At 68.0% G+C, this 20,313-nt stretch carries 14 protein-coding genes; 9 read left to right on the forward strand and 5 right to left on the reverse strand.

Annotated features, from left to right (window positions below; genetic code table 11):
- Positions 1-11: 11 nt before the first annotated feature.
- From TSH64_RS07755 to TSH64_RS07765, 3 genes are all read left to right on the forward strand, one after another.
- Positions 12-1,841 carry a histidine kinase N-terminal 7TM domain-containing protein gene (locus tag TSH64_RS07755; protein WP_109096246.1) on the forward strand — a complete coding sequence of 610 codons (1,830 nt, stop codon included), beginning with the start codon at positions 12-14 and terminating at the stop codon, positions 1,839-1,841.
- 79 nt (positions 1,842-1,920) lie between these two features.
- Entirely contained in the window at positions 1,921-2,460 is a 540-nt protein-coding gene (locus TSH64_RS07760; protein ID WP_109096247.1) for a TRAP transporter small permease, read from the forward strand.
- Positions 2,457-3,740, forward strand: coding sequence for a TRAP transporter large permease (locus TSH64_RS07765; RefSeq protein WP_109096248.1), 1,284 nt, complete (start codon positions 2,457-2,459; stop codon positions 3,738-3,740). Before TSH64_RS07760 ends, TSH64_RS07765 begins: the two co-directional genes overlap by 4 nt.
- Here the strand turns inward: TSH64_RS07765 and TSH64_RS07770 are convergent.
- On the reverse strand, positions 3,737-4,003 hold the full coding sequence (locus TSH64_RS07770; protein ID WP_109096249.1) for a hypothetical protein: 267 nt from the start codon (positions 4,001-4,003) through the stop codon (positions 3,737-3,739). The genes TSH64_RS07765 and TSH64_RS07770 overlap by 4 nt on opposite strands.
- Positions 4,000-5,607 (reverse strand): nitric oxide reductase transcriptional regulator NorR, encoded by a 1,608-nt coding sequence (gene norR / locus TSH64_RS07775; protein ID WP_109096250.1) that lies wholly within the window; start codon positions 5,605-5,607, stop codon positions 4,000-4,002. Before norR ends, TSH64_RS07770 begins: the two co-directional genes overlap by 4 nt.
- Positions 5,608-5,741: 134 nt before the next feature.
- On the opposite strand from norR, the gene hmpA reads away from it, so the two are divergent.
- Positions 5,742-6,917, forward strand: a complete 1,176-nt coding sequence (hmpA, locus tag TSH64_RS07780) for an NO-inducible flavohemoprotein (RefSeq protein WP_109096251.1) — start codon at positions 5,742-5,744, stop codon at positions 6,915-6,917.
- Positions 6,918-7,421: 504 nt separating this feature from the next.
- Positions 7,422-9,599 carry a methyl-accepting chemotaxis protein gene (locus tag TSH64_RS07785; protein ID WP_109096252.1) on the forward strand — a complete coding sequence of 726 codons (2,178 nt, stop codon included), beginning with the start codon at positions 7,422-7,424 and terminating at the stop codon, positions 9,597-9,599.
- A gap of 67 nt (positions 9,600-9,666) precedes the next feature.
- Here the strand turns inward: TSH64_RS07785 and TSH64_RS07790 are convergent, their stop codons facing one another.
- A complete protein-coding gene (locus TSH64_RS07790) occupies positions 9,667-10,509 on the reverse strand; it encodes a fumarylacetoacetate hydrolase family protein (protein ID WP_109096253.1) in 843 nt (280 codons plus the stop codon).
- Positions 10,510-10,720: 211 nt separating this feature from the next.
- Here TSH64_RS07790 and TSH64_RS07795 point away from each other — a divergent pair, with 211 nt between their 5' ends.
- Both TSH64_RS07795 and TSH64_RS07800 read left to right on the forward strand, forming a co-directional pair.
- Entirely contained in the window at positions 10,721-11,647 is a 927-nt protein-coding gene (locus tag TSH64_RS07795) for an SIS domain-containing protein (protein WP_109096254.1), read from the forward strand.
- The gene (locus TSH64_RS07800) at positions 11,647-12,300 is read left to right on the forward strand and encodes a bifunctional 4-hydroxy-2-oxoglutarate aldolase/2-dehydro-3-deoxy-phosphogluconate aldolase (protein ID WP_109096255.1); all 654 of its coding nucleotides are present in this window, start codon (positions 11,647-11,649) and stop codon (positions 12,298-12,300) included. The genes TSH64_RS07795 and TSH64_RS07800 overlap by 1 nt, the downstream gene beginning before the upstream one ends.
- A 35-nt stretch (positions 12,301-12,335) precedes the next feature.
- Here the strand turns inward: TSH64_RS07800 and TSH64_RS07805 are convergent, their stop codons facing one another.
- Positions 12,336-15,884: an ATP-binding protein gene (locus TSH64_RS07805; protein ID WP_109096256.1), complete on the reverse strand. Its 3,549-nt coding sequence runs from the start codon at positions 15,882-15,884 to the stop codon at positions 12,336-12,338.
- An 88-nt stretch (positions 15,885-15,972) separates the two neighbouring features.
- On the opposite strand from TSH64_RS07805, the gene TSH64_RS07810 reads away from it, so the two are divergent.
- Together TSH64_RS07810 and TSH64_RS07815 are read left to right on the forward strand one after the other, a co-directional pair.
- Positions 15,973-17,040, forward strand: coding sequence for a transporter substrate-binding domain-containing protein (locus TSH64_RS07810; RefSeq protein WP_109096257.1), 1,068 nt, complete (start codon positions 15,973-15,975; stop codon positions 17,038-17,040).
- A 211-nt stretch (positions 17,041-17,251) separates the two neighbouring features.
- Positions 17,252-18,967, forward strand: a complete 1,716-nt coding sequence (locus TSH64_RS07815) for an MFS transporter (RefSeq protein ID WP_109096258.1) — start codon at positions 17,252-17,254, stop codon at positions 18,965-18,967.
- A gap of 89 nt (positions 18,968-19,056) precedes the next feature.
- On the opposite strand, the gene TSH64_RS07820 is transcribed toward TSH64_RS07815, so the two are convergent.
- The gene (locus tag TSH64_RS07820; protein ID WP_109096259.1) at positions 19,057-20,241 is read right to left on the reverse strand and encodes a hypothetical protein; all 1,185 of its coding nucleotides are present in this window, start codon (positions 20,239-20,241) and stop codon (positions 19,057-19,059) included.
- Between the last annotated feature and the right edge of the window lie 72 nt (positions 20,242-20,313).

Raw genomic sequence — 20,313 nt, forward strand, 5'->3', positions numbered from 1 at the left:
CACGCTCCGCGATGACCCTTCCGTCAGCCCTGCTTCTGGCCGCGGTCGTCGCCACATTGTGGATCGCAGCGCGCAGTTGGACCCTTCCCGCTTTCCCCGGCCGCACCGATTTCGTGCTGATGCAGTTGTCGGCAGCCTGGTGGTCGACGGCCGTCGCCGTCGAGAGCATGGTGCCGGCGCCGGCCGACAAGCTGTTGTGGGCGGAAATGGCGTGGTTGGGCATTGTCTGCACACCGAGCCTGTGGGCGTTCTTCCTCTGGTCCTACACCAGGGGGGAGCTGCCGGCACGCTGGCGGCTGGTGCTGGTGACGATCGGATTGGCGACCTGGGCGGTGGCCCTGACCAACGACGTCCACCACCTGTTCTACACTGCCATCCAACCGATCAGCGCGGAGCCGGGCGCCGCCCTGGTCTACAGCCATGGGTTGCTTTTTTACGCCGTCACCATCTACATCTATGCCTTCATGGTGATGAGCATCGTCGTCACCGCCAGCGGCATCCACCGGGCGACGCCGGCCTACCGCACCCATTACCTGGGTTTCCTGGTGGTGATGGCCGTCCCGTGGGCCGCCAATGCCGGTTACGTCTTCGGCAACCTGACCCTGTTCGACCTGGACCCCACCGCCTTCAGCTTCCTGATGATGGACGGGATTTTCTATTGGTTGATCACCCGGCGTCGCCTTTTCGAGCTGTTGCCGGTGGCCCGCGATGCGCTGCTGGACGCGGTGCCGGATCCGGTGCTGGTGCTGGACGGCGACGGCACCGTGGTGGAAGCCAATCCGGCGGCACAGGCGCTTGCCGGCGATCATGCCGCCATCGGACGGCGGCTTGCCGACCTGCCCGGGCTGTCGGCCCTGTCCACCATGGTCGGCGCCATGCCGGCGACTGTACCGGGTCCGCTGACGCTGGACTGCGGCGGCTCTCCGCGCAGCTTCGAGGTGACCTGGGTGCCGCTGACGGCGGGCAGCGGCGGGCGCGAGGTCGGCTGCCTGCTGATGCTGCGCGACGTCACCCACCGCCGCCGGGCCGAGATGAGGCTGGAGGACACCGTGCGCCGCCTCGACCTCGCCCGGCTGGAGGCGGAAGAGCGGCTGATGGCGGAGCAGGAGGCGAAGCGGGCGCTGAACGGCTTCCTGTCGATGGCGGCGCACGAGTTCAAGACGCCGCTCGCCATCATCGATGGGGCGGCCCAGCTTCTGCTGATGGATGCGGAGGTGAAGGCCCCCGGCATGCTGCCGCGGCTTGAGAAGATCCGACGCGCCGTGCGCCGGCAGATCAACATCCTGGAAACCTGCCTTGCCGACGACCGGCTGAACGATCCCGCCTTTGCGTTGCGCCGGGACCGGCTGGCCTTGCCGGCCCTGCTGCGCGCCGCCGCCTCGGCCCAGGGCGACGCCGCACCCGGCCGACGCATCGAACTGGATCTGGACGGCTGCCCGCACTGGGTGGTGGGCGACGGTCCGATGCTGGAGTTGTGCGTCCACAACCTGCTGAACAACGCGCTGAAATACTCCCCCTCCGGCACGCCGGTCGGGCTGCGGGTCCGGGAAGAGGAAGAGGCGGATGGACCGTGGCTAGCGCTGTCCGTCGCCGACCAGGGCATCGGCATTCCGGACAGCGAGCGGAACCGGGTGTTCGACCGCTTCTTCCGCGCGTCCAACACCGGGACGGCGGCGGGGAGCGGCGTCGGGCTGAACATGGTCCGCCGCATCGCAGCACTGCATGGCGGAACCGTGACGGTGGACAGCCGGCTGGGCGAGGGCAGCGTCTTCACCCTGCGGATCCCGCTGTCAAAAGAGACGCTCTGCGAAGAGGGGATGGCCGGCATGCCGGCGGAGTAATCCGGGCGGGAGATCGTTTCTTGCATTGATTGCCCGGTGAAGGGAATAATCCCGCTCCCTTTATCTGGACCCTGGCAATATGAGCGATCACGACCCCACCGTCGTCCGGCCGGTGCCGAAACCCCGCGTCCCCCTGGGCATCGAAGAAGTGCTGGTCGCCATCACCATGGCGGCGGTGGCCCTGATCACCTTCGCCAACGTCGTGGTGCGCTACCTGACCGACGTTTCCTTCGCCTTCACCGAGGAGTATTCGATTGCGCTGATGGTCATCCTGACCTTTCTCGGCGCGTCGGCCGCGGTGGTCAAGGACCGGCATATTCGCATCACCTTCGTCACCGACAAGATGTCGCCCGTCAACCGCCGCCGGGCCGAGCAGTTCGCCATGGCCTGCGTCGCGCTGATGTACGGGCTGCTGACGGTTTACGGCGCCTGGGCCACCTGGGACGATTACCGGTTCGAGGTGACCTCGCCGGCGCTGGGTCTGCCGCAATGGATCTACACGATCTGCCTGCCGGTCCTGTCGTTCGTGGTGCTGGCCCGCACCGTCGGCCGCATGGTGCGCATCCACAAGGGCACGGAGCCGCTTGAGACCGGACATATCCCGGAGGGCGAGCCGTGATCACCACCCTGCTCTTCGGCTCTTTCCTGGTGATGATGGTGCTGGGCGTGCCGATCGCCGCCGCCCTCGGGCTGGCTGGCACCGCCGCCATCGCCTTCGCCCATCTCGGCGTCATCTCGGTGCCGACCAGCGTCTATACCGGCATCGCCAAATATCCGCTGCTGACCATCCCGATGTTCGTGCTGGCCGGCACCATCTTCGACCGGTCGGGCGTGGCGCAGAAGCTGGTGCGCTTCGCCACCGCCATCGTCGGCCAGGGCAAGGGCGCGCTGGCGGTCATCGCCGTCGTGGTGGCGATGATGATGGGCGGCATTTCGGGGTCCGGTCCGGCCATCGCCGCGGCGGTCTGCGGCGTCATGGCGCCCAGCATGATCCGCGCCGGCTATCCCCGCCCCTACATCGCCAGCGTCATCGCCGCCGCGGCGGCCACCGACATCCTGATCCCGCCGTCGGTCGCGCTGATCATCTACAGCGTGCTGGTTCCTGCCGCCCCGACCACCTCGATGTTCGCTGCCGGCATCATCCCCGGCACGCTCGCCGGCCTTGCCCTGATCATTCCGGTCTTCTGGCTGGCACGGAAACACAATCTCGGTTCGAAGCTGTCGCACGAGCCGCGCCCGCCCTTCTGGCGCAGCCTGTGGGACGCGTCGCTGGGCCTGTTCGCCAAGGTCATCATCCTGGGCGGCCTGCGTCTCGGCATCTTCACCCCGACGGAAGCGGCGGTGATCGCCGTGGCCTACGGCCTTCTGCTGGGCATGGTGGTCTACCGCACCATCCGTTTCCGCGATCTCTATTCCATGCTGGTCGAGGCGGCGGAAATTTCCGCCATCATCCTGACGGTGATCGCGCTTGCAAGCGTGTTCGGCTGGGCATTGAGCACCCTGTCGGTGATCGACCCTATCGCCGATGCCATCATCCATTCCGGGCTGGGCGAATATGGGGTGATGGCCCTTCTGGTGGTGCTGCTGACCATCGTCGGCACCTTCCTGGACGGCATCTCGATCTTCATCATCCTGCTGCCGCTGCTGATCCCCATCGCCACCGCCTACAAGTGGGACCTGACCTGGTTCGGCGTCATCCTGACCCTGATGATCGCCGTCGGCCAGTTCACTCCGCCGATGGCCGTCAACCTGATGGTCGCCTGCCGGATGACCGGCTGCACGATGGAAAGCACCCTGCGCTGGGTGATGTGGCCGTTGGTCACCATGCTGCTGGTGGTGGTCGCGGTGATCGTCTGGCCGGATCTGGCGCTGTGGATGCCGCGGCAGATGGGGTTCTAGAGGAGGCGGGCGACATCGCGGCTGGTCAGATGCAGGCTGGCCGCGGCGCCGTAGCCGCGCCGGGCGATCTTGCCCGCGGCCGCAGCCTCGAACGAGGCGCGGTGGGCGGCAGCAAAGGCGAGACAGTCTTCCGGCGTCGGTTCCCGCCGGTCCAGCAAGGAACGGAAGGCCAACCGGTGAACGGCGCACCAGCCGCCGTGCCCGGCCGGCCGGAAGACCAGCGCATCGATGTCCGCGCGCCAGAACAACTTCTCCCCGCTCATTCCCGCAGCCCCAGCCGGCGGGCGAGGCGGAACAGGTTGCTGCGGTCGAGCCCAAGCGACCGTGCCGCCTGCGCCCAATTGCCATCATGGCGGGCCAGATGCTCACGGATCATCCGGCGCTCCAGTTCCTCCACCGCATCGCGCAGCGGCAGTTGAGGCAGGTCCGGCAACGTCGGCTGCTCCGTCGGGCGAGCCTGCTGCACGGACATCGTCGCCGTCACGGCGCTCCCCTCCTCTTCCAGCCCCAGATCGGCGGGGGTCAGGGTCAGCACCCCGCCGTCCGTCGGGCGGGCCACGCGGGCGCGGATGGCGCCGCGGCCGATGGCGTGTTCCAACTCACGCACATTGCCGGGCCAGGGATAGGCCAGCATGCGCTGCTCCGCCGCCACCGACAGGCGCAGGTTGCGCAGGCCCAGCCGCGCCCGGTTGCGCTCCAGGAACAGGCCGGCCAGCCGCAGGATGTCGGTGCCGCGGTCGCGCAGCGGCGGCACCCGCAGCGGATAGACGCTGAGCCGGTGATAGACGTCGGCGCGGAAGCGTCCCTCGCGTACCTCCGCCGCCAGATCGCGGTTGGTGGCGGCGATCACCCGCACATCGACGGTGATGTGACGGTCGGAGCCGACGCGCTGAATCTCGCCGTTCTGCAAGGCCCGCAGCATCTTCGCCTGCGCCGCCAGCGGCAACTCGCCGACCTCGTCCAGGAACAGGGTGCCGCCGTCGGCCAACTCGAACTTGCCGCGCCGGTCGGCCACTGCGCCCGAGAAGGCGCCGCGCACATGGCCGAACAGTTCGCTTTCCACCAGCGCATCCGGCAGGGCGGCGCAGTTGACGTGGACCAGCCGCCCGGCGGCGCGAGGGGAACGGGTATGCAGCCGTCGCGCCACCAGTTCCTTGCCTACCCCGGTTTCGCCCAGCACCAGCACGACGAGGTCGCTGGCCGCCACGGTGTCGATCTCCGTCAGCAGGCTCGCCATCGCCGGGCTGGCACCGATGGGATCGAAGTCGAGGCCCTGCGGCGGATCGTCGAGAATCCGCAGGGCGGTGCCGCCATCGCCAGCCAGGGCGGCACGCCGCTCCGTCGCCGCCGCAAGGTCGGCGGCGAGCCGGGCCCAGGCGGCAATCGCTCCCTCCCACCCTTCAAAACGCCCCTCGTTCAGCGCATCCAGGGTCAGCATCCCCCACGGCCGCCCATCGACGCCGAGCGGCGCACCGACGCAGTCATGGACATGCAGCCGCTGGCGCAGGTCGGGGATCAGCCCGTCATAGGGGTCGGGAAGCTCGCAGCCGGCGGGAAAGCGCAACAGCCCGCCGCCAGCCTCGGCAATCGCCTTCAGGCGGGGATGCTCCTCCAGCTCGAAGCGCCGCCCCAACGTGTCGGGACTGAGACCGCGGGTGGCGAGCGGCACCAGCAGCCCCTCCCCCGCCCGACCGGTTCCGCCGCGGTCGTCACGCCGCAGCAGCGCACAGGCATCGCAAGGCAGATGGCGCGCCATCAGGTCGAGCAGCAACGGCCACAGCCGTGCCGGATCGTCCAGCGCCTGCACCAGCGCTCCAGCCTCTTCCAGCGGGAGCGATAGTGTCGAAATGACCGCATCGTTGTCCATCCGACATCATACCGTGCGCAGTCACTTTGACAACGCAGCTTCCGTGCAGCGCGGATTTCCGCGCTGCGTCGCTTTGGCACAGGGCTTGCCATCTGATTGCGACATCGTGACGCGCAAAAGGATTGCCCCCTCCCATGCTGACGCCTGCCCAGATCGCCGTCATCAAGGCCACCGCTCCCGTCGTCGCCGCCAACGCCAACACGATCACCGGCACCTTCTATCCGCTGATGTTCGAGCGCTTCCCCGAAGTGCGCGCCGTCTTCAACCAGAGCCACCAGCGCAGCAGCGCCCAGCCGGAAGCGCTGGCCAACGCCATCATCGCCTATGCCTCCAACATCGACCGGCTTGAGGTGCTGGGTCCGGCGGTGGATGGGATCGTGCAGAAGCACGTCTCGCTGAACATCACCCCCGACCAGTACAAGATCGTCGGCACCTGCCTGATGGAAGCCATCGGCAAGGTTCTGGGCGATGCTGTGACCACCGAGGTCGCCGACGCCTGGGGTGCCGCCTATTGGCAGTTGGCGGAGCTGCTGATCGCCGCGGAAGAGAAGGAATATGCCCGCAAGGCGGCGTTGACCGGCGGCTGGCGCGGCGCCCGCCGTTTCCGCATCGCGGAGAAGACGCCGGAGAGTGCCGTCATCACCTCCTTCCGGCTGGTACCGGTCGATGGCGGGACGGTAATGGACTTCCACCCCGGCCAGTATCTCGGCCTGCGGCTGACCATCGACGGCGAGACCGTCCACCGCAACTACAGCCTGTCGGCTTCGCCGAACGGCAAGGACTACCGCATCTCGGTGAAGCGGGAACAGCAGGGGCTGGTTTCCGGCTTCCTCCATGACCGCGTGCAGGTCGGCGACGAGATCGACGTCTATCCGCCCGCCGGCGAGTTCGTGCTGCGCGAGGGCGCCGGTCCGCTGCTGCTGATCACCGGCGGCGTCGGCCAGACCCCCGCCCTGCCGCTGGCCGAACAGGCGCTGGCCGCCGGCCGCAAGGTCATCTACGTGCACGCGGCACTCAACGGCTCGGTCCATGCCTTCCGCCGGCAGGTCGACCAGCTGGCCGCCCTGCACGATGCGCTGAAGCCGGTCTACTGCTATGCCGACCCGCAGCCGGGCGACACGCCGCACATGGTCGGCCTGCTGGACGAGGAGCGGCTGGGCAAGCTGCTGCCGCAGGAGCCGGGGGTCGCCGCCTATGTCGTGGGTCCGAAGCCGTTCATGGCTGCGGTGGTCAAGGCGCTGACCGCGCTCGGCCTGCCGGAGTCGGCCATCGTGCATGAGTTCTTCGGCCCGCGCGAGGCGCTCGCCTGACGCACCGCCGACACCGCCTTGCCTCCGACTGGATGGGCCGGCCTTTCCGAAGGCCGGCCTTCTTTCTGCCGGTCCGGCGGACCGCAAGGTCCATGGGGGCCGTATGCGCCCGCCGGTTGTGAGTAAATCTGTTATATCACTGGTTTTATATATGCCGACGACCGGCCTAGATCATCATTCCGGCTTGCGACGGCCAGGCAATGCGCGCTTTTAGTGAAATCCAAGCGGAGCCCGACTGGCCGATCATTGCGCTGCGGCATGTTTCGCAGGCCGTCACGGAAGAATCGTGGATTCTCCTTATTTCTTTCTTAAGCGGTTTGGCGCTTTCCTAGTCACGGAACGGTCAAATTATTTGCAATTGTTCCTTTTCTGCGACATCGCCCGCCAACCGCCCGCGACCGTCGCAGGCAGGTTCGGTGGAATGAAGGTGCGGCGAGAGCCGGAACGGCCAGCCGCAATGATTTATGGAGCGTCGGTGTCCGAGCACCGAAGGGGGAGGATGGGATGTCGAAGGGTAGCCAGAGCATGACGCGCCACGGCGCACCCGCCAAGGGCGGTGCATGGTATTCCGGACTGCGCGCCAAGCTGATGATCGCCATCGGCGTGGTGCTGTCCGGCACGCTGGTCGCCGCCGCGGTGGCGCTGATCGGCTATGCGAACGTGCGCACCACCATCGACGCCATCGTCGGCGAAGCGGTGCCGGCGATGACCGAGGGCATGGCGGTGGCGCAGCAGGCCGAACGGCTGGTGGCGCTGGCCCCGGCCCTGACCTCCGCCGACACCGCCGCCGCGCGTGAGGCGGTCTCCGCCCGCATCGCCGCCGCGAAGGATGAGTTCAACGTACGCCTGTCCCGGCTGCGGGCCACCGGTTCCGCCGGTGCTCAGCTCGCCGCAATCGAGGAGGCATCGCAGGGGCTGCTCGGCAATCTGGCGCAACTCGACCAGGCGGCTGCCGAACGGGTGGCGCTCGGCGCCGAACGCATGGCGATGATGCCGAAGGTGATGGCGGCCGAAGCGGAAATCCAGAAATTCGCCGCCCCCTGGACCTCCGTCCTCAACAATGACGAGGAGCAGGCCCGCTCCACCCTGGCGGAGCCGGATGCCGCCCCTGCGGCGATGCGCGAGGCGGCGGACACCCTGAACAAGGTGATGGCGCAGAAGAAGCCGCTGGCCATCGTCACGGCGGAAGCCGCCAACATCCGCAACATGCTGATGGAGGCGTCGACCACCAGGGACGACCAGCGGCTGGCGATCATCGAAACGCGGGTGGGCGTGTCGCTCGCCGGGCTTTCCAACAACGCGGAGACACTGCCGGAACGGCTGGCCGCCGTGGCCACCAAGCAGGCGGAACTGCTGAACGGCTTTTCCATCGGCGAAAACTCCATGGTCACCCTGCGCCAGAAGGAACTGACCATCGAGGGCTATTTCACCCAGCTGCTGGAGAGCAACCACGCCCTGACCACCACCCTTGCCAAGGGCATTTCCACCTTGGTGGAGGGCCAGAAGAGCAGCATCGCGGAGGCCAGTACCGCCACCACCCGCATGCTGGACAACAGCCGCCTGACCCAGCTCGCCGTCGCGGTGGCGAGCATCCTGGTGTCGATCCTGGTGGTCTGGCTCTATATCGGCCGGATCGTCATCCGCCGCATGATGGATCTGAAGACCGGCATGGACCGCATCGCCGCTGGCGATTTGGATGCCGAGATCGCGCTGACCGGCAAGGACGAAATCGCGGAGATGGGCACGGCGCTGCTGGTCTTCCGCGACACCGCGCGCGAGGTGGAGACCGCCCGCACCGCCGCCGAGGCCGAACGCCAGCGGGCTGCGGGCGAACGCCGCCAGACCATGCTGTCGCTGGCCGACCAGTTCGAAAACGGCGTCAAGACGGTGGTGGAGACGGTGTCCGCCGCCGCCACCCAGATGCACCAGACCGCCGCCGGCATGGTGGCGACCGCCGACGACACCTCGCGCCGGGCCGGCAATGCCGCCGAAGCGGCGGAGACCGCGTCGGTCAACGTGGATGGCGCCGCTTCGGCCGCGCATGAGCTGTCGCAGTCGATCAGCGAGATCGCCCGACAGGTGACCGAATCGGCGACCATCGCCGCCAAGGCCGCCAATGAGGCCGAGCGTACCGACAGCACCATGCGTGAACTGAACGACGCGGCCAGCCGCATCGGCGCCGTGCTGGACCTGATCTCCGACATCGCCGGCCAGACCAACCTGCTGGCGCTCAACGCCACCATCGAAGCGGCGCGTGCCGGAGAAGCCGGCAAGGGCTTTGCCGTGGTGGCGAGCGAGGTGAAGCAGCTGGCCAGCCAGACGGCGAAGGCCACCGAGCAGATCGCCGGCCAGATCGGCGCCATGCAGCAGGCAACCGGCGAGGCGGTGGGCGCCATCCGCAGCATCGGCCAAACCATCGGCCGCCTGAACGACATCGCCGCCAGCATCGCCGCGGCGGTGGAGGAGCAGGGTGCCGCCACCTCGGAGATCGCCCGCAACGTCCAGCAGGCGGCGGGCGGCACCGCCCAGGCTTCCCAGAACATCGGTCAGGTGCGGACCGCCGCCGGCCAGACCGGCCAGTCGGCCCAGGAAGTCCTGTCGGTCGCCCAGGAGGTGTCGAGCCAGACCGGCCGCCTCCAGCAGCAGATCGACCGCTTCCTCAGTCAGGTGAGGTCGGCATGATGCCAGCGAAAGGCCCCTCTTCTCCGCGGGGAAGAGGGGCCTTTCGTTTCTCAGCCCCGAAGTGGCGTCAGCCCTGGACCACCGTCTGGCGCTGGGTGCCCAACCCTTCGACGCCCAGTTCCACCACGTCGCCGGCCTTCAGGAAGACCTGCGGCTTCTGGCCCATGCCGACGCCGGGCGGAGTCCCGGTGGAGACGATGTCGCCCGGCTGAAGGCTCATGAAGCGCGACAGGTAGGACACCAGATAGCGCACGCCATAGACCATGGTGGCGCTGGTGCCGTCCTGATAGCGGTGGCCGTTGACCTCCAGCCACATCTTCAGCGCCTGCGGATCCTCGATCTCGTCACGGGTCACCAGCCAGGGGCCGGTCGGGCCGAAGCTGTCGCAGCTCTTGCCCTTGGTCCACTGGCCCTGCCGTTCGATCTGGAAGGCGCGCTCGGACACGTCGTTGACGATGCAATAGCCGGCGACATGGTCCATCGCCTCGTCTTCCGAGACGTATTTGGCCGTCTTGCCGATGACGAAGGCCAGTTCGACCTCCCAGTCGGTCTTTTCCGAGCCGCGCGGCAGTTCGATGGGGTCGTTCGGGCCGACGATGGCGCTGGTCGCCTTCATGAAAATGATCGGCTCCGGCGGCACTGCCATGCCCGTCTCCGCCGCATGGTCGGAGAAGTTCAGGCCGATGCAGACCATCTTGCCCACCTGCCCGACGCAGGGACCGAGGCGCGGGTTGCCCTCCACCAGCGGCAGCGAGGCCGGGTCGATGGCCCGCAGCCGGTCGAGCGCGTCCGGCAGCAGAGTGGCGCCGGCGATGTCGTCGACATGGGCGGACAGATCGCGGATGCGGCCGTCGGCATCCAGCAGGCCCGGCTTTTCCTGGCCCGGCGGGCCGTAGCGCAGCAGTTTCATGAAAAACCTTTCCAGATAAGGAGGTTGTCTCCGACAGGACGGCTGTGTTGGCCGATCCTGCCCGGACGGCGTGGAAAGTAAAGGGGGGAGCGAACGAATTGTAGCATTGCTTCACAGACTGGTCGACAAAGCGGCCGAACTGTAGTAAAACTACATTTGGTTCCGATACGCCTCCCTTCGCTGCCCATTCGGCAGTCACTCCGGTCCTCCCATGCTGGACAGCATCGCCTCCTCCCTCGACAGCCTGCGCCGCGCGGAAGCCGCGGTGGCGCGCAGCGTTCTGGCCGATCCCGGTGCGGCGGTGCGCGACAGCCTGGCCCAGCTTGCCGGCAAGGCCGGGGTCAGCGAACCGTCGGTCCTGCGCTTCTGCCGCTCCGCCGGTTTCGGCGGTTTCCAGGAATTCAAGATCGCGCTGGCCCAGCATCTGGCCGCCTCGGCGGCGCGGGAGGAGGCCGGCGACCGCCCGACACCGCTGGTGCGCGACCTCTCTCCCGGCGACAGCGTCGCCAGTGCGGCTGAGAAAGTGCTGAACCGCTCCATCGACGCGCTGGTCCGCCTGCGCGGCCGGCTCGACGCCCTGGCGTTGGAAAAGGCGGCCGGGGTGCTGGCACGGGCGCGGCGGGTGCAGATCGTCGGCGTCGGCGCGTCCGGTGCGGTGGCGCTGGACGCCCATCACAAGCTGTTCCGGCTGCTGCCGCAGGTCACCGCCAGCACCGATGCCCATCTCCAGGCGATGGCCGCCGCGACGCTCGGCCCCGGCGACGCGCTGCTGGCGATCTCCAAGACCGGAACCAGCGACGAGATCTTCGACGTCGCCGCCATCGCCCGCGACGGCGGAGCGACGGTGATCGCCATCACCGCATCGGCGACACCGCTGGCCGAACGCGCCGACATCCGCCTGACCGTCGATGTGGACGAGGACACCGCGGTCCATACCCCGATGGCCTCCCGTCTGGCACAGCTGGCGCTGATCGACGTGCTGACCGTCGCCGTCGGCCTGCAGGCTCCGCCCGGCCTCGACCGCCGCTTGGCCCGCATCAAGGCAGTCCTGGCCGGGCATCACCGCGCGCCGGAGCGGCCGGCTTCCGTTTCAAACTCCGCGTCTTCCGCCACCCGAAGAAAAACCGAGGAATCCTGATGTCCACCACGCAGACCCCGAATGAAATCCTGGACCAGCTCGTCGCTTACGGCGTCGTTCCGGTCATCCGCAACAGCTCCGCCGATCTGGCGCGCACCGCCGTGACTTGGCTGCGCGAGGCCGGTTACGGCACCTTCGAGATCACCATGACGACCCCCGGCGCCGTCGGCCTGATCGAGGAGCTGTCGGCGGAAGGCGGCGCCCTGATCGGCGCCGGCACCGTCCTGACCCCGGCCGCCGTCGCCGACGTGGTGAAGGCCGGCGCCAAGTATGTGGTGTCGCCCTGCGTCGTGCCGAAGGTGGCCGCCGCCTGCCGCGACCATGGCGTCGCCTGCCTGATGGGCGCCCTGACCCCGACCGAGGTGCATGCCGCCATCTCCGCCGGTGCCGACGCCATCAAGATCTTCCCGGCCTCCACCGTCGGTCCGGCGCACATCAAGGCGCTGAAGTCGGTCTTCCCCGGTGTCCGCTTCGTCCCCACCGGCGGCATCGACGCCACCACTGTGGCCTCCTATGTCGCGGCCGGTGTCGCCTGCGTCGGCGCCGGCGGCAAGCTGGTCGATGAAACGCTGGTCAAGAAGGGCGACCGCGAGGGCATCCTCGCCGCCGGCCGCCAGCTGATGGAAGCCTATCGCGCCGCCAAGGGCGTCTGAGCGAACCGGCATGAGGCGGGGGGCGAACCCCCGCCTCAAACCCCTTCCAGCACCCCGCGCACCGCGTCCATCGCGGCCAGGCCGCGGCTGAAGGCCGATTCCGCGGTTACAGCCAAGTCCTGCGCCTCCACCCGGCGGCCTTCGCGCATGCCGTCCTCCACCGCCCGCATCAGCCCGACGAAGGCGGTCAGGCCGAAATGGCTGGCGGCACCGGCAAGGCGGTGGGCGATGTCCTCGATCTCGTCGTCGGGGGTGTCGGCGGCGGTCAGGCGGGGCAGCCCCTCCTGGGCCGATTCCAGCAGCAGGCCGCGGATGGTGGCGAAGCGGGCGGGACCGAGGGAGCGGATGTAGCGTTCCAGAATCTCCTCGTTCACATCGTCCTCGACCACCCGCGGGCGGGGCGATGCCTCCGCCAAGCTCATCCCAACCTGCTGCTCCTCCTCATCGTCGGCACGCGGGGCGACGGCGTTCGACAGCAGGTGCATCAGCCGCTCCGGAAAAATCGGCTTCTCGATCACCGCATCGATGCCGGCGGCGATATAGCGGGCGCGGTCGGCGGCGAAGACGTTGGCGGTCACCGCGACGATGGGCACCGCCGCACGGTCGGCATCCTCCAGGGCACGGATGCGGCGCGCCACCTCCGGCCCGTCGATGTCGGGAAGGCGGATGTCCAGCAGGATGGCGTCGAAACGCCGCCGGGTCGCCAGTTCCAGCGCGCTTTCGCCGGTTTCGGCAACGGTGATGCGGTGGCCGGCGTCGGACAGCAACCCCAGCGCCACCTCCCGGTTGATCGCGTCGTCCTCCACCAGCAGCAGGGCCAGCGACCGCACCCGGCTGATTGGCAGCAGCCGTCCGGGCCGCGCCGGCAGCGCCGGCTCCTCCACCCGCAGCAAGGGGATGGTGACGGTGAAGACGCTGCCCAGCCCCTCCACACTGTCGACACGGATGCTGCCCTGCATGGCGTCCAGCAGGTGGCGGACGATGGCGAGCCCCAGCCCGCTGCCGCCGAACCGCCGGGCGATGGTCGGATCGGCCTGCTCCAGCTTCTCGAAGATGGCGGCACGGCGGTCGGCCGGCACGCCGATCCCAGTGTCGCGCACGGCCAGACGCAGCATCTCTCCGGCCCCGGAACGTTCCGGACCCGGTTCGATGTCGACGCGCAGATCCACCCCGCCGCGCTCGGTGAACTTCACCGCATTGCCGACGAGGTTCACCAGGATCTGCCGCAACCGTTGACGGTCGACCACCACCAGTTCCGGAACCTCCGGCGCGATGTCGAGGTCGAGGTAGATCCCCTTCTCGTTCGCCAGTCCTTCCACAGTCGCAACGACTTCCTCCAGCACCGGCAGCAGGGCGCAGGGAGCCGGGTCGAGGTCCAGCTTGCCGTCCTCGATCTTGCGCAGGTCGAGGATGTCGTTGACCTGATCGAGCAGCCCATGGCCGCAGCGCATGATCGACATGGCATAGCGGCGCTCCCCGGCATGCAGCTGCCCGGTCAGCAGCAGCCGGCACAGCCCGAGGATGCCGTTCAGCGGCGTGCGCATCTCGTGGCTGACGGTGGCGAGGAACTCCGTCTTGGCGGCGTCGGCGCGCTCCGCCCGGTCCTTGGCCTGCCGCAGCTCCTCGCGCGCCCGGCGCGATGCGGTGATGTCGTTGGCGACGCAGATGATGCGGCAGCGCCCGTCGCCCGACCATTCGAAGGGATGGCGCTGCAACGCGAAGACGGTGTTCTCGCCGTTGCGGGGAAGAATCAGTTCCTCCACCCCCAGCGAGCGCATGGATCCCGGATTGCCGCCGGCGAGCGCCCGCCCGGTCTCCGGACCCAGCACCTCGGCCAGCGTGCGGTCCTCGATGTCGGCGCGGCGGGTGCCGAAGCAATCCTCCGCCGCCCGGTTCCACAGCACGACGCGGCCGCTGTCGCCGTCCAGCACGTAGAGGACGCTCGGCACATTGTCGATCACCGCATCCAGGAAGGCCTGGGTCCGGCGCAGCAGCTCCTCCGCCTCGCGGCGGCGGGTGATGTCGACGACCGAACTCAGAAGCACCTCCTCGCCCTGGAATTCAAAGGCGATGCCGGACAGCAGGCCCCACAGCCGGCGGCCGGTACGGGTCACGAGTTCGGTCTCGACATCCAGCGCCAGCCCGCTGGTGAAGACGTCGCGGACGAACTCGTCGCGCACCTGCGGGACGTACCAGACGCTGGCGGCAGGGCGCCCCAGCAGTTCGCCGGCCTCATCCGCCTCGAACAGGTCGGCGGCCCGGCGGTTGACGAAGCGGATCTGTCCGTCGGCGCGGCCGGAGATCACCAGCGGGACCGGTGCGGCTTCCAGCACCGTGCGCAGCCACTGCTCGTTGCGGCGCAGCGCCTCGCTCTTGTCCTCCGTCTCCTGGATGTAGAAGCGCAGTGCGCGCGCCAGTTCGCCGATCTCGTCGGCGCCGGTCACCGGAACTTCCGCCCGGCCACCGCCGGTGCGGTCGCGGATCGCTTCGCTGACCGCCCACAGCCGGGCCAGCACCTTGCGCCGCACATACAGCACCGACAGAACCATCCCCAGCACCACCACCCCGACCGAGGCGAAGAACAGGCGGGTGTAGGTGGTCGACACCTCGATCACCTGCTGGCGGCTCTCCTCCGCCGCCTTGGTCTGCTCGACGAAGATGCCGGTGTTGAGGCCGGTGTTGACCAGCGACACCTGATTGGCGCGGTCGACCAGCCCGTTCAGCATCTCAGATGCCTGCAATTCCGCCTGCCGCTGGCGGAAGACGGAGCGGTCGCCCTCCACCACCGAGCGCATGCCCTCCGCCAGCCGGGCGAGCCGGTCCGCCACATTATCGCCTGAGCCGTCCGCCGGACCGACCGGGGCGGACCCATCCAGCGCCGACAGTTGCGCCACCGCGCTGTCGGCCAGCCGGGTGAGCGCGAAGCTGTTCTCCGCCTGATGGACCGAGGCGATCAGGAACAGCAACCGTTCCGCCATCGCCAGCCAGCGCTGCACGCCTGCATCGTCAACCCCGCGCAGGGCCGGTTCGGCCAGGGCATCGGCCATCCGCCGCACGTCGCGGTTGCGTTCAGCGAGGGCGCGGCGGGCGGTGATGCGGGCGGTCACGCCGCGGTCGATGGCGTCGCGCAGCCGCAGAATCTCGTCGCGTTGTACTTTCAGTCCGGTGATCCGCTGGGTCTGCCGGCCGTCGGAGGAGTCCATCTCCGCCAGCAGCCGGTCATAGCCGTCCAACTGGTCGGCTAACCCCTGCTTGATCGTTTCGCGTCCGAAATTTTCCTGCGACAGGGCCAATTGTTCCAGCGTCCGCATGATCCGCTGGTGCTGGCGCTCCAGCTTGGCGGACGCGACGACCGCCGGGAACTGCTCGGATGTGACCTTGGTGATGCCGGCATGGAGCCCGTCGAAGGCGATGTAGGCGCCAAGCCCGATCAGGAAGGCGACCAGACCGTTGAAGGCGAGAGCGCCGAACAACCGCGCGCCGACACCGATCCTGACCACCCCGGCCTTCGCCGATCCCGAACCACCCGATTTGGAACCGCCCGATTTGGAACCGCTTGGCCCCGCCTTGCTGTCGCCCGCCATGCCCGTTCCCGCTTCCCTCGGCCGCGCATCGTTTGCGTGGCGGCGCCGGCAGCGTATCATAGCGCGGCCGTCGGATAAGGGGAGAAGGATGGGGTCGAAGCCTGTTGCCGCCACTGTCGGCCTGCTGCTGGCGCTGCAACCGCTGCTGTCCGCCGGAACCGCCGCGGCGCAGCCGGACGTCGCCGCACGCAACGGTGACCGCCCGGTCCTTGCCGAGATCGAACGGCGCGGGGTCGTGCGCTGCGGCGTGTCCTTCAATCCCGGCTTCGCCGCCAACGACGATGGCGGGCGCCCGGTCGGCTTCATGGTCGACCTGTGCCGGGCGCTGGCCGCAACGGTTCTGGGCAAGGCCGACGCCATAGAAATCCGCCGTCTGTCCAAGCCGCAGGAATTCGCCGCAGTGGCCACCGGCGAGGTCGACGTCTCCTTCGCCCAGACATCCTGGACGCTGACGCGCGACGCCACCTATGCCGTGGATTTCGGGCCGCCGATCTTCTACGACGTGCAGGGGATCGCCGCATGGCGGCTGCCGGACGGCCATTCGGCGCTGGACGGCGACCTGACGGTCTGCGTGCCGGCCGGAACCACCACCCAGGCCGAGCTTGAAACCCTGATCGGCGGCGGCAAGCGGCCCTGGAAGCTGCGCAGCTTTCCCGGCTGGCCCGACACGCTGGAAGCCTTCCTCAGCCGCGACTGCGCGGCGATCAGCGCCGACCGCGCGCTGCTGACCACGGCGCTGCACATGCTGGAAACGCCGCAGGACGCGGTGGAGATCGCCGACATCCCATCGTCCCCGGCCTCGCGCGAGCCGCTGGCCCCGCTGACGCCGAACAGCGACCGCAACTGGATGGCGGCGGTTCGCTGGACCATGTTCGCCCTGTTCCTGACCGACGATGCCGGGGTGTCCGGCGCCAACGCCAATTTCCAGCGCATCACCGGCACCAGCGAAATGCGCCGCCTGCTGTCCGGCATGCCGGAGGTCGCAGCGAAAGCGGGATTGCGGCCGGATTGGGCCTATCAGGCGGTGGTGCAGGTCGGCAATTACGGCGAGATCTTTGAACGCAATCTCGGGAACCGCTCGCCCTTCAAGCTCGATCGCGGCCTGAACCGGCCCTGGACCCAAGGTGGGCTGCTCTACGCGCCCGTGTTCCAGTAAGCCCGGTATCCGTCCAAAAGATTAGCGTAACCCATTACCGTGCCCCCGATACCCCCGACCATGGTCGGGGGTGACGCACACTGTTCGTGCACGCAACTATCAGTGACATAACAAAGGCGCGGGCTCGGTCATCAAATCACGCGACCGACAGGCCCCTCATGCCAGAAAACCAACCAAAGTTGTGGATTATTCACTTGGGAGGGTGAAGACCATGGCCTATGCGGCTTCGACATCGGACGCCGTCCGACCGATGACGGGCGAGGAGAAGAAAGTCATCTTCGCGTCCTCGCTCGGGACCGTCTTCGAGTGGTATGATTTCTATCTTTACGGATCGCTCAGCGCGGTGATCGCCGCGCAGTTCTTCTCCGGCGTCAACCCGACCGCAGGCTTCATCTTCGCGCTGATGGCGTTCGCCGCAGGCTTCGCGGTCCGTCCCTTCGGCGCCCTGGTCTTCGGCCGCCTCGGCGACATGATCGGCCGCAAATACACCTTCCTGGTCACCATCCTGATCATGGGCCTGTCGACCTTCATCGTCGGCATCCTGCCCAACTACGCCTCCATCGGCATCGCCGCCCCGATCATCCTGATCGGGCTGCGCCTGCTGCAGGGGCTGGCGCTCGGCGGCGAGTATGGCGGTGCCGCGACCTATGTCGCCGAGCATGCGCCGCACGGCCGCCGCGGCAACTACACCTCCTGGATCCAGACCACCGCGACGCTCGGCCTGTTCCTGTCGCTGCTCATCATCCTGGGCTGCCGCGTCGCCATGTCGCCGGAGGACTTCAATGCCTGGGGCTGGCGCATCCCGTTCCTGATCTCCATCGTGCTGCTCGGCATCTCGGTGTGGATCCGGCTGATGCTGAACGAGTCGCCCGCCTTCAAGAAGATGAAGGAGGAAGGCAAGCATTCCAAGGCGCCGCTGACCGAATCCTTCGGCGAGTGGAAGAACCTGAAGATCGTCCTGCTCGCCCTGTTCGGCCTCGTCGCCGGCCAGGCGGTGGTCTGGTACACTGGCCAGTTCTATGCCCTGTTCTTCCTGACCCAGACGCTGAAGGTCGATGCCCAGGCGGCCAACCTGATGATCGCGGCGGCCCTGCTGATCGGCACTCCCTTCTTCGTGATCTTCGGCACGCTGGCCGACCGGATCGGCCGCAAGCCGATCATCATGGCCGGGCTGCTTCTCGCCTGCCTGACCTATTTCCCGCTGTTCAAGGGCATCACCCACTACGCCAACCCGGCGCTCGAGGAGGCCATCGCCACCGCGCCGGTCGTGGTCCTCGCAGATCCCAACGAGTGCTCGTTCCAGTTCAACCCGGTCGGCACCAGCCAGTTCACCAGCTCCTGCGACATTGCCAAGAGCGCCCTGGTGAGGCGCGGCATTCCCTACACCAATGAGGTGGCGCCTGCCGGTACGGTGGCGTCGATCAAGGTCGGCAGCACGGTCATCCCGAGCTATACGGCCGTGCCGCAGGCCAACACCACCGTGTCGCTGAGCCACGGCCCGGCCACCGCCGCCACCCCGACCGACGCCAAGGCCGCCGGTGCCGCCTTCGACAAGGGTCTCGGCGATGCGCTGAAGACCGCCAACTATCCGGCCAAGGCCGATCCGGCCCGCATCGACACGGTGATGGTCATCGCCCTGCTGACGGTGCTGGTCCTCTACGTGACGATGGTCTACGGCCCGATCGCCGCGATGCTGGTGGAGATGTTCCCGACCCGCATCCGCTACACCTCGATGTCGCTGCCCTACCACATCGGCAACGGCTGGTTCGGCGGCTTCCTGCCGACCACCTCCTTCGCCATCGTGGCGGCCACCGGCGACATCTACTCCGGCCTCTGGTACCCGATCATCATCGCCGCGGCGACCCTGGTGATCGGCCTGCTGTTCGTCCGCGAAACCAAGGACGTGGACATCTACCAGCACGACTGACCGCGGCCGCATCGACGCCTGACAAGAAAAACGGGCGGAGGGGATGACCCTCCGCCCGTTTGCCGTTGAGAGCGCCTGCCCGCTCGCCGTCAGGCGATGGTCAGCGTCGCGTTGCGCTGGGCCGCGTCGTCCAGGGCGAAGGCAGCACCGGCGGCGGGGGCAAGCGGAAAGGCGACGCGGCCTTCCTCATAGCCCTCGGCGACATAGTGGGCGGTCGCCGCCTGCAGGTCGCTGCCGAAGGCCGCCTGCAGATCCGGGTAGCGCGCCAGATAGGACTGCGCGTCGAAGCCCAGGCTCCGCCCCTCGGTCCGGCCGATGGTGGCGTAATGCAGCGCCGCCGCCGTCGGGTCGTTGCCGAAGGCCTGGATCAGGTCGGGATTGGCGGCCAGATAGGACTCCGCATCGAAATCGAACCGGCGATTTTCGTTGCGGCCGGTCTCGATGTAATGGCGGGTGGCATCGGCCGTGTTGGTGCCGAAGGCCGCGGCCAGATCGGGGTTGTCGGCCAGATAACCAGCGGCGTTGAAGGTCAGCGACCGCCCCTCGCTCCAGCCGAAGGAGCGGTAATGGTCGAAGGCGGCCTCGCTGTCCATCCCATAGGCGGCGGCAAGGTCCGGATTGGCGGCGAGATAGGACAGGCCGTCGAACACCGGGGCCGAGGCGCCGGCCACCGTCTGGTCGGTGTACTGGATGAACTCGACGTTGGTCAGCCGGTCATAGCCGTTGGCGTCGATCACATAGATCTCGCCATTATATTTGACGGCACCGCTGTCGGCCAGCGAAGCGTGGCGGACGACCGTGTCGTTGCTGCCGTCACCGCCATCGATGACATTGACGCCGCTGCCGCCATCCAGCAGGTCGTCGCCCATGCCGCCCTTGATGGTGTCGTCGCCGGCATAGCCGCGCAGCGTGTCGTTGAGGTTCGACCCGGACAGGCTGTCATTGCCTCCCAGCAGGGCGGCGCGGATCGCCTCCGGGCTGGTGCCGGCGCTCGCCCAGTTCAGAGCCGTCGCCACCGGCAGGTTCAGATCCGACACCGCCACGTCGAGAACGCCATTGCTCGCGTTGGTGACGCTGGTGATGGTGCCCCCGGTCAGGGCCTTGGTGAGGGGATCGTAGGTGAAATTGCCGCGCAAATCGGTGAACCGGTTGCCGGGATAGGTGATGACGAGCTGGTCGGGCGTGGCACCGGTGATCGTGCCGCCCTGGATGTTCGTCACATCAAGCGCGTCGGTGTTGAGGCTGGACTGGGAACCGGCGCTGACCGAAACCATTCGGACTCTCCTTCACCTTTTCGTGTTCGACCAAAGGCTTTGCAGCCTTGCAGGAAGAACACCAAAGGAAAG

The sequence above is a fragment of the Azospirillum sp. TSH64 genome (genome assembly GCF_003116035.1).
GTDB lineage: Bacteria > Pseudomonadota > Alphaproteobacteria > Azospirillales > Azospirillaceae > Azospirillum.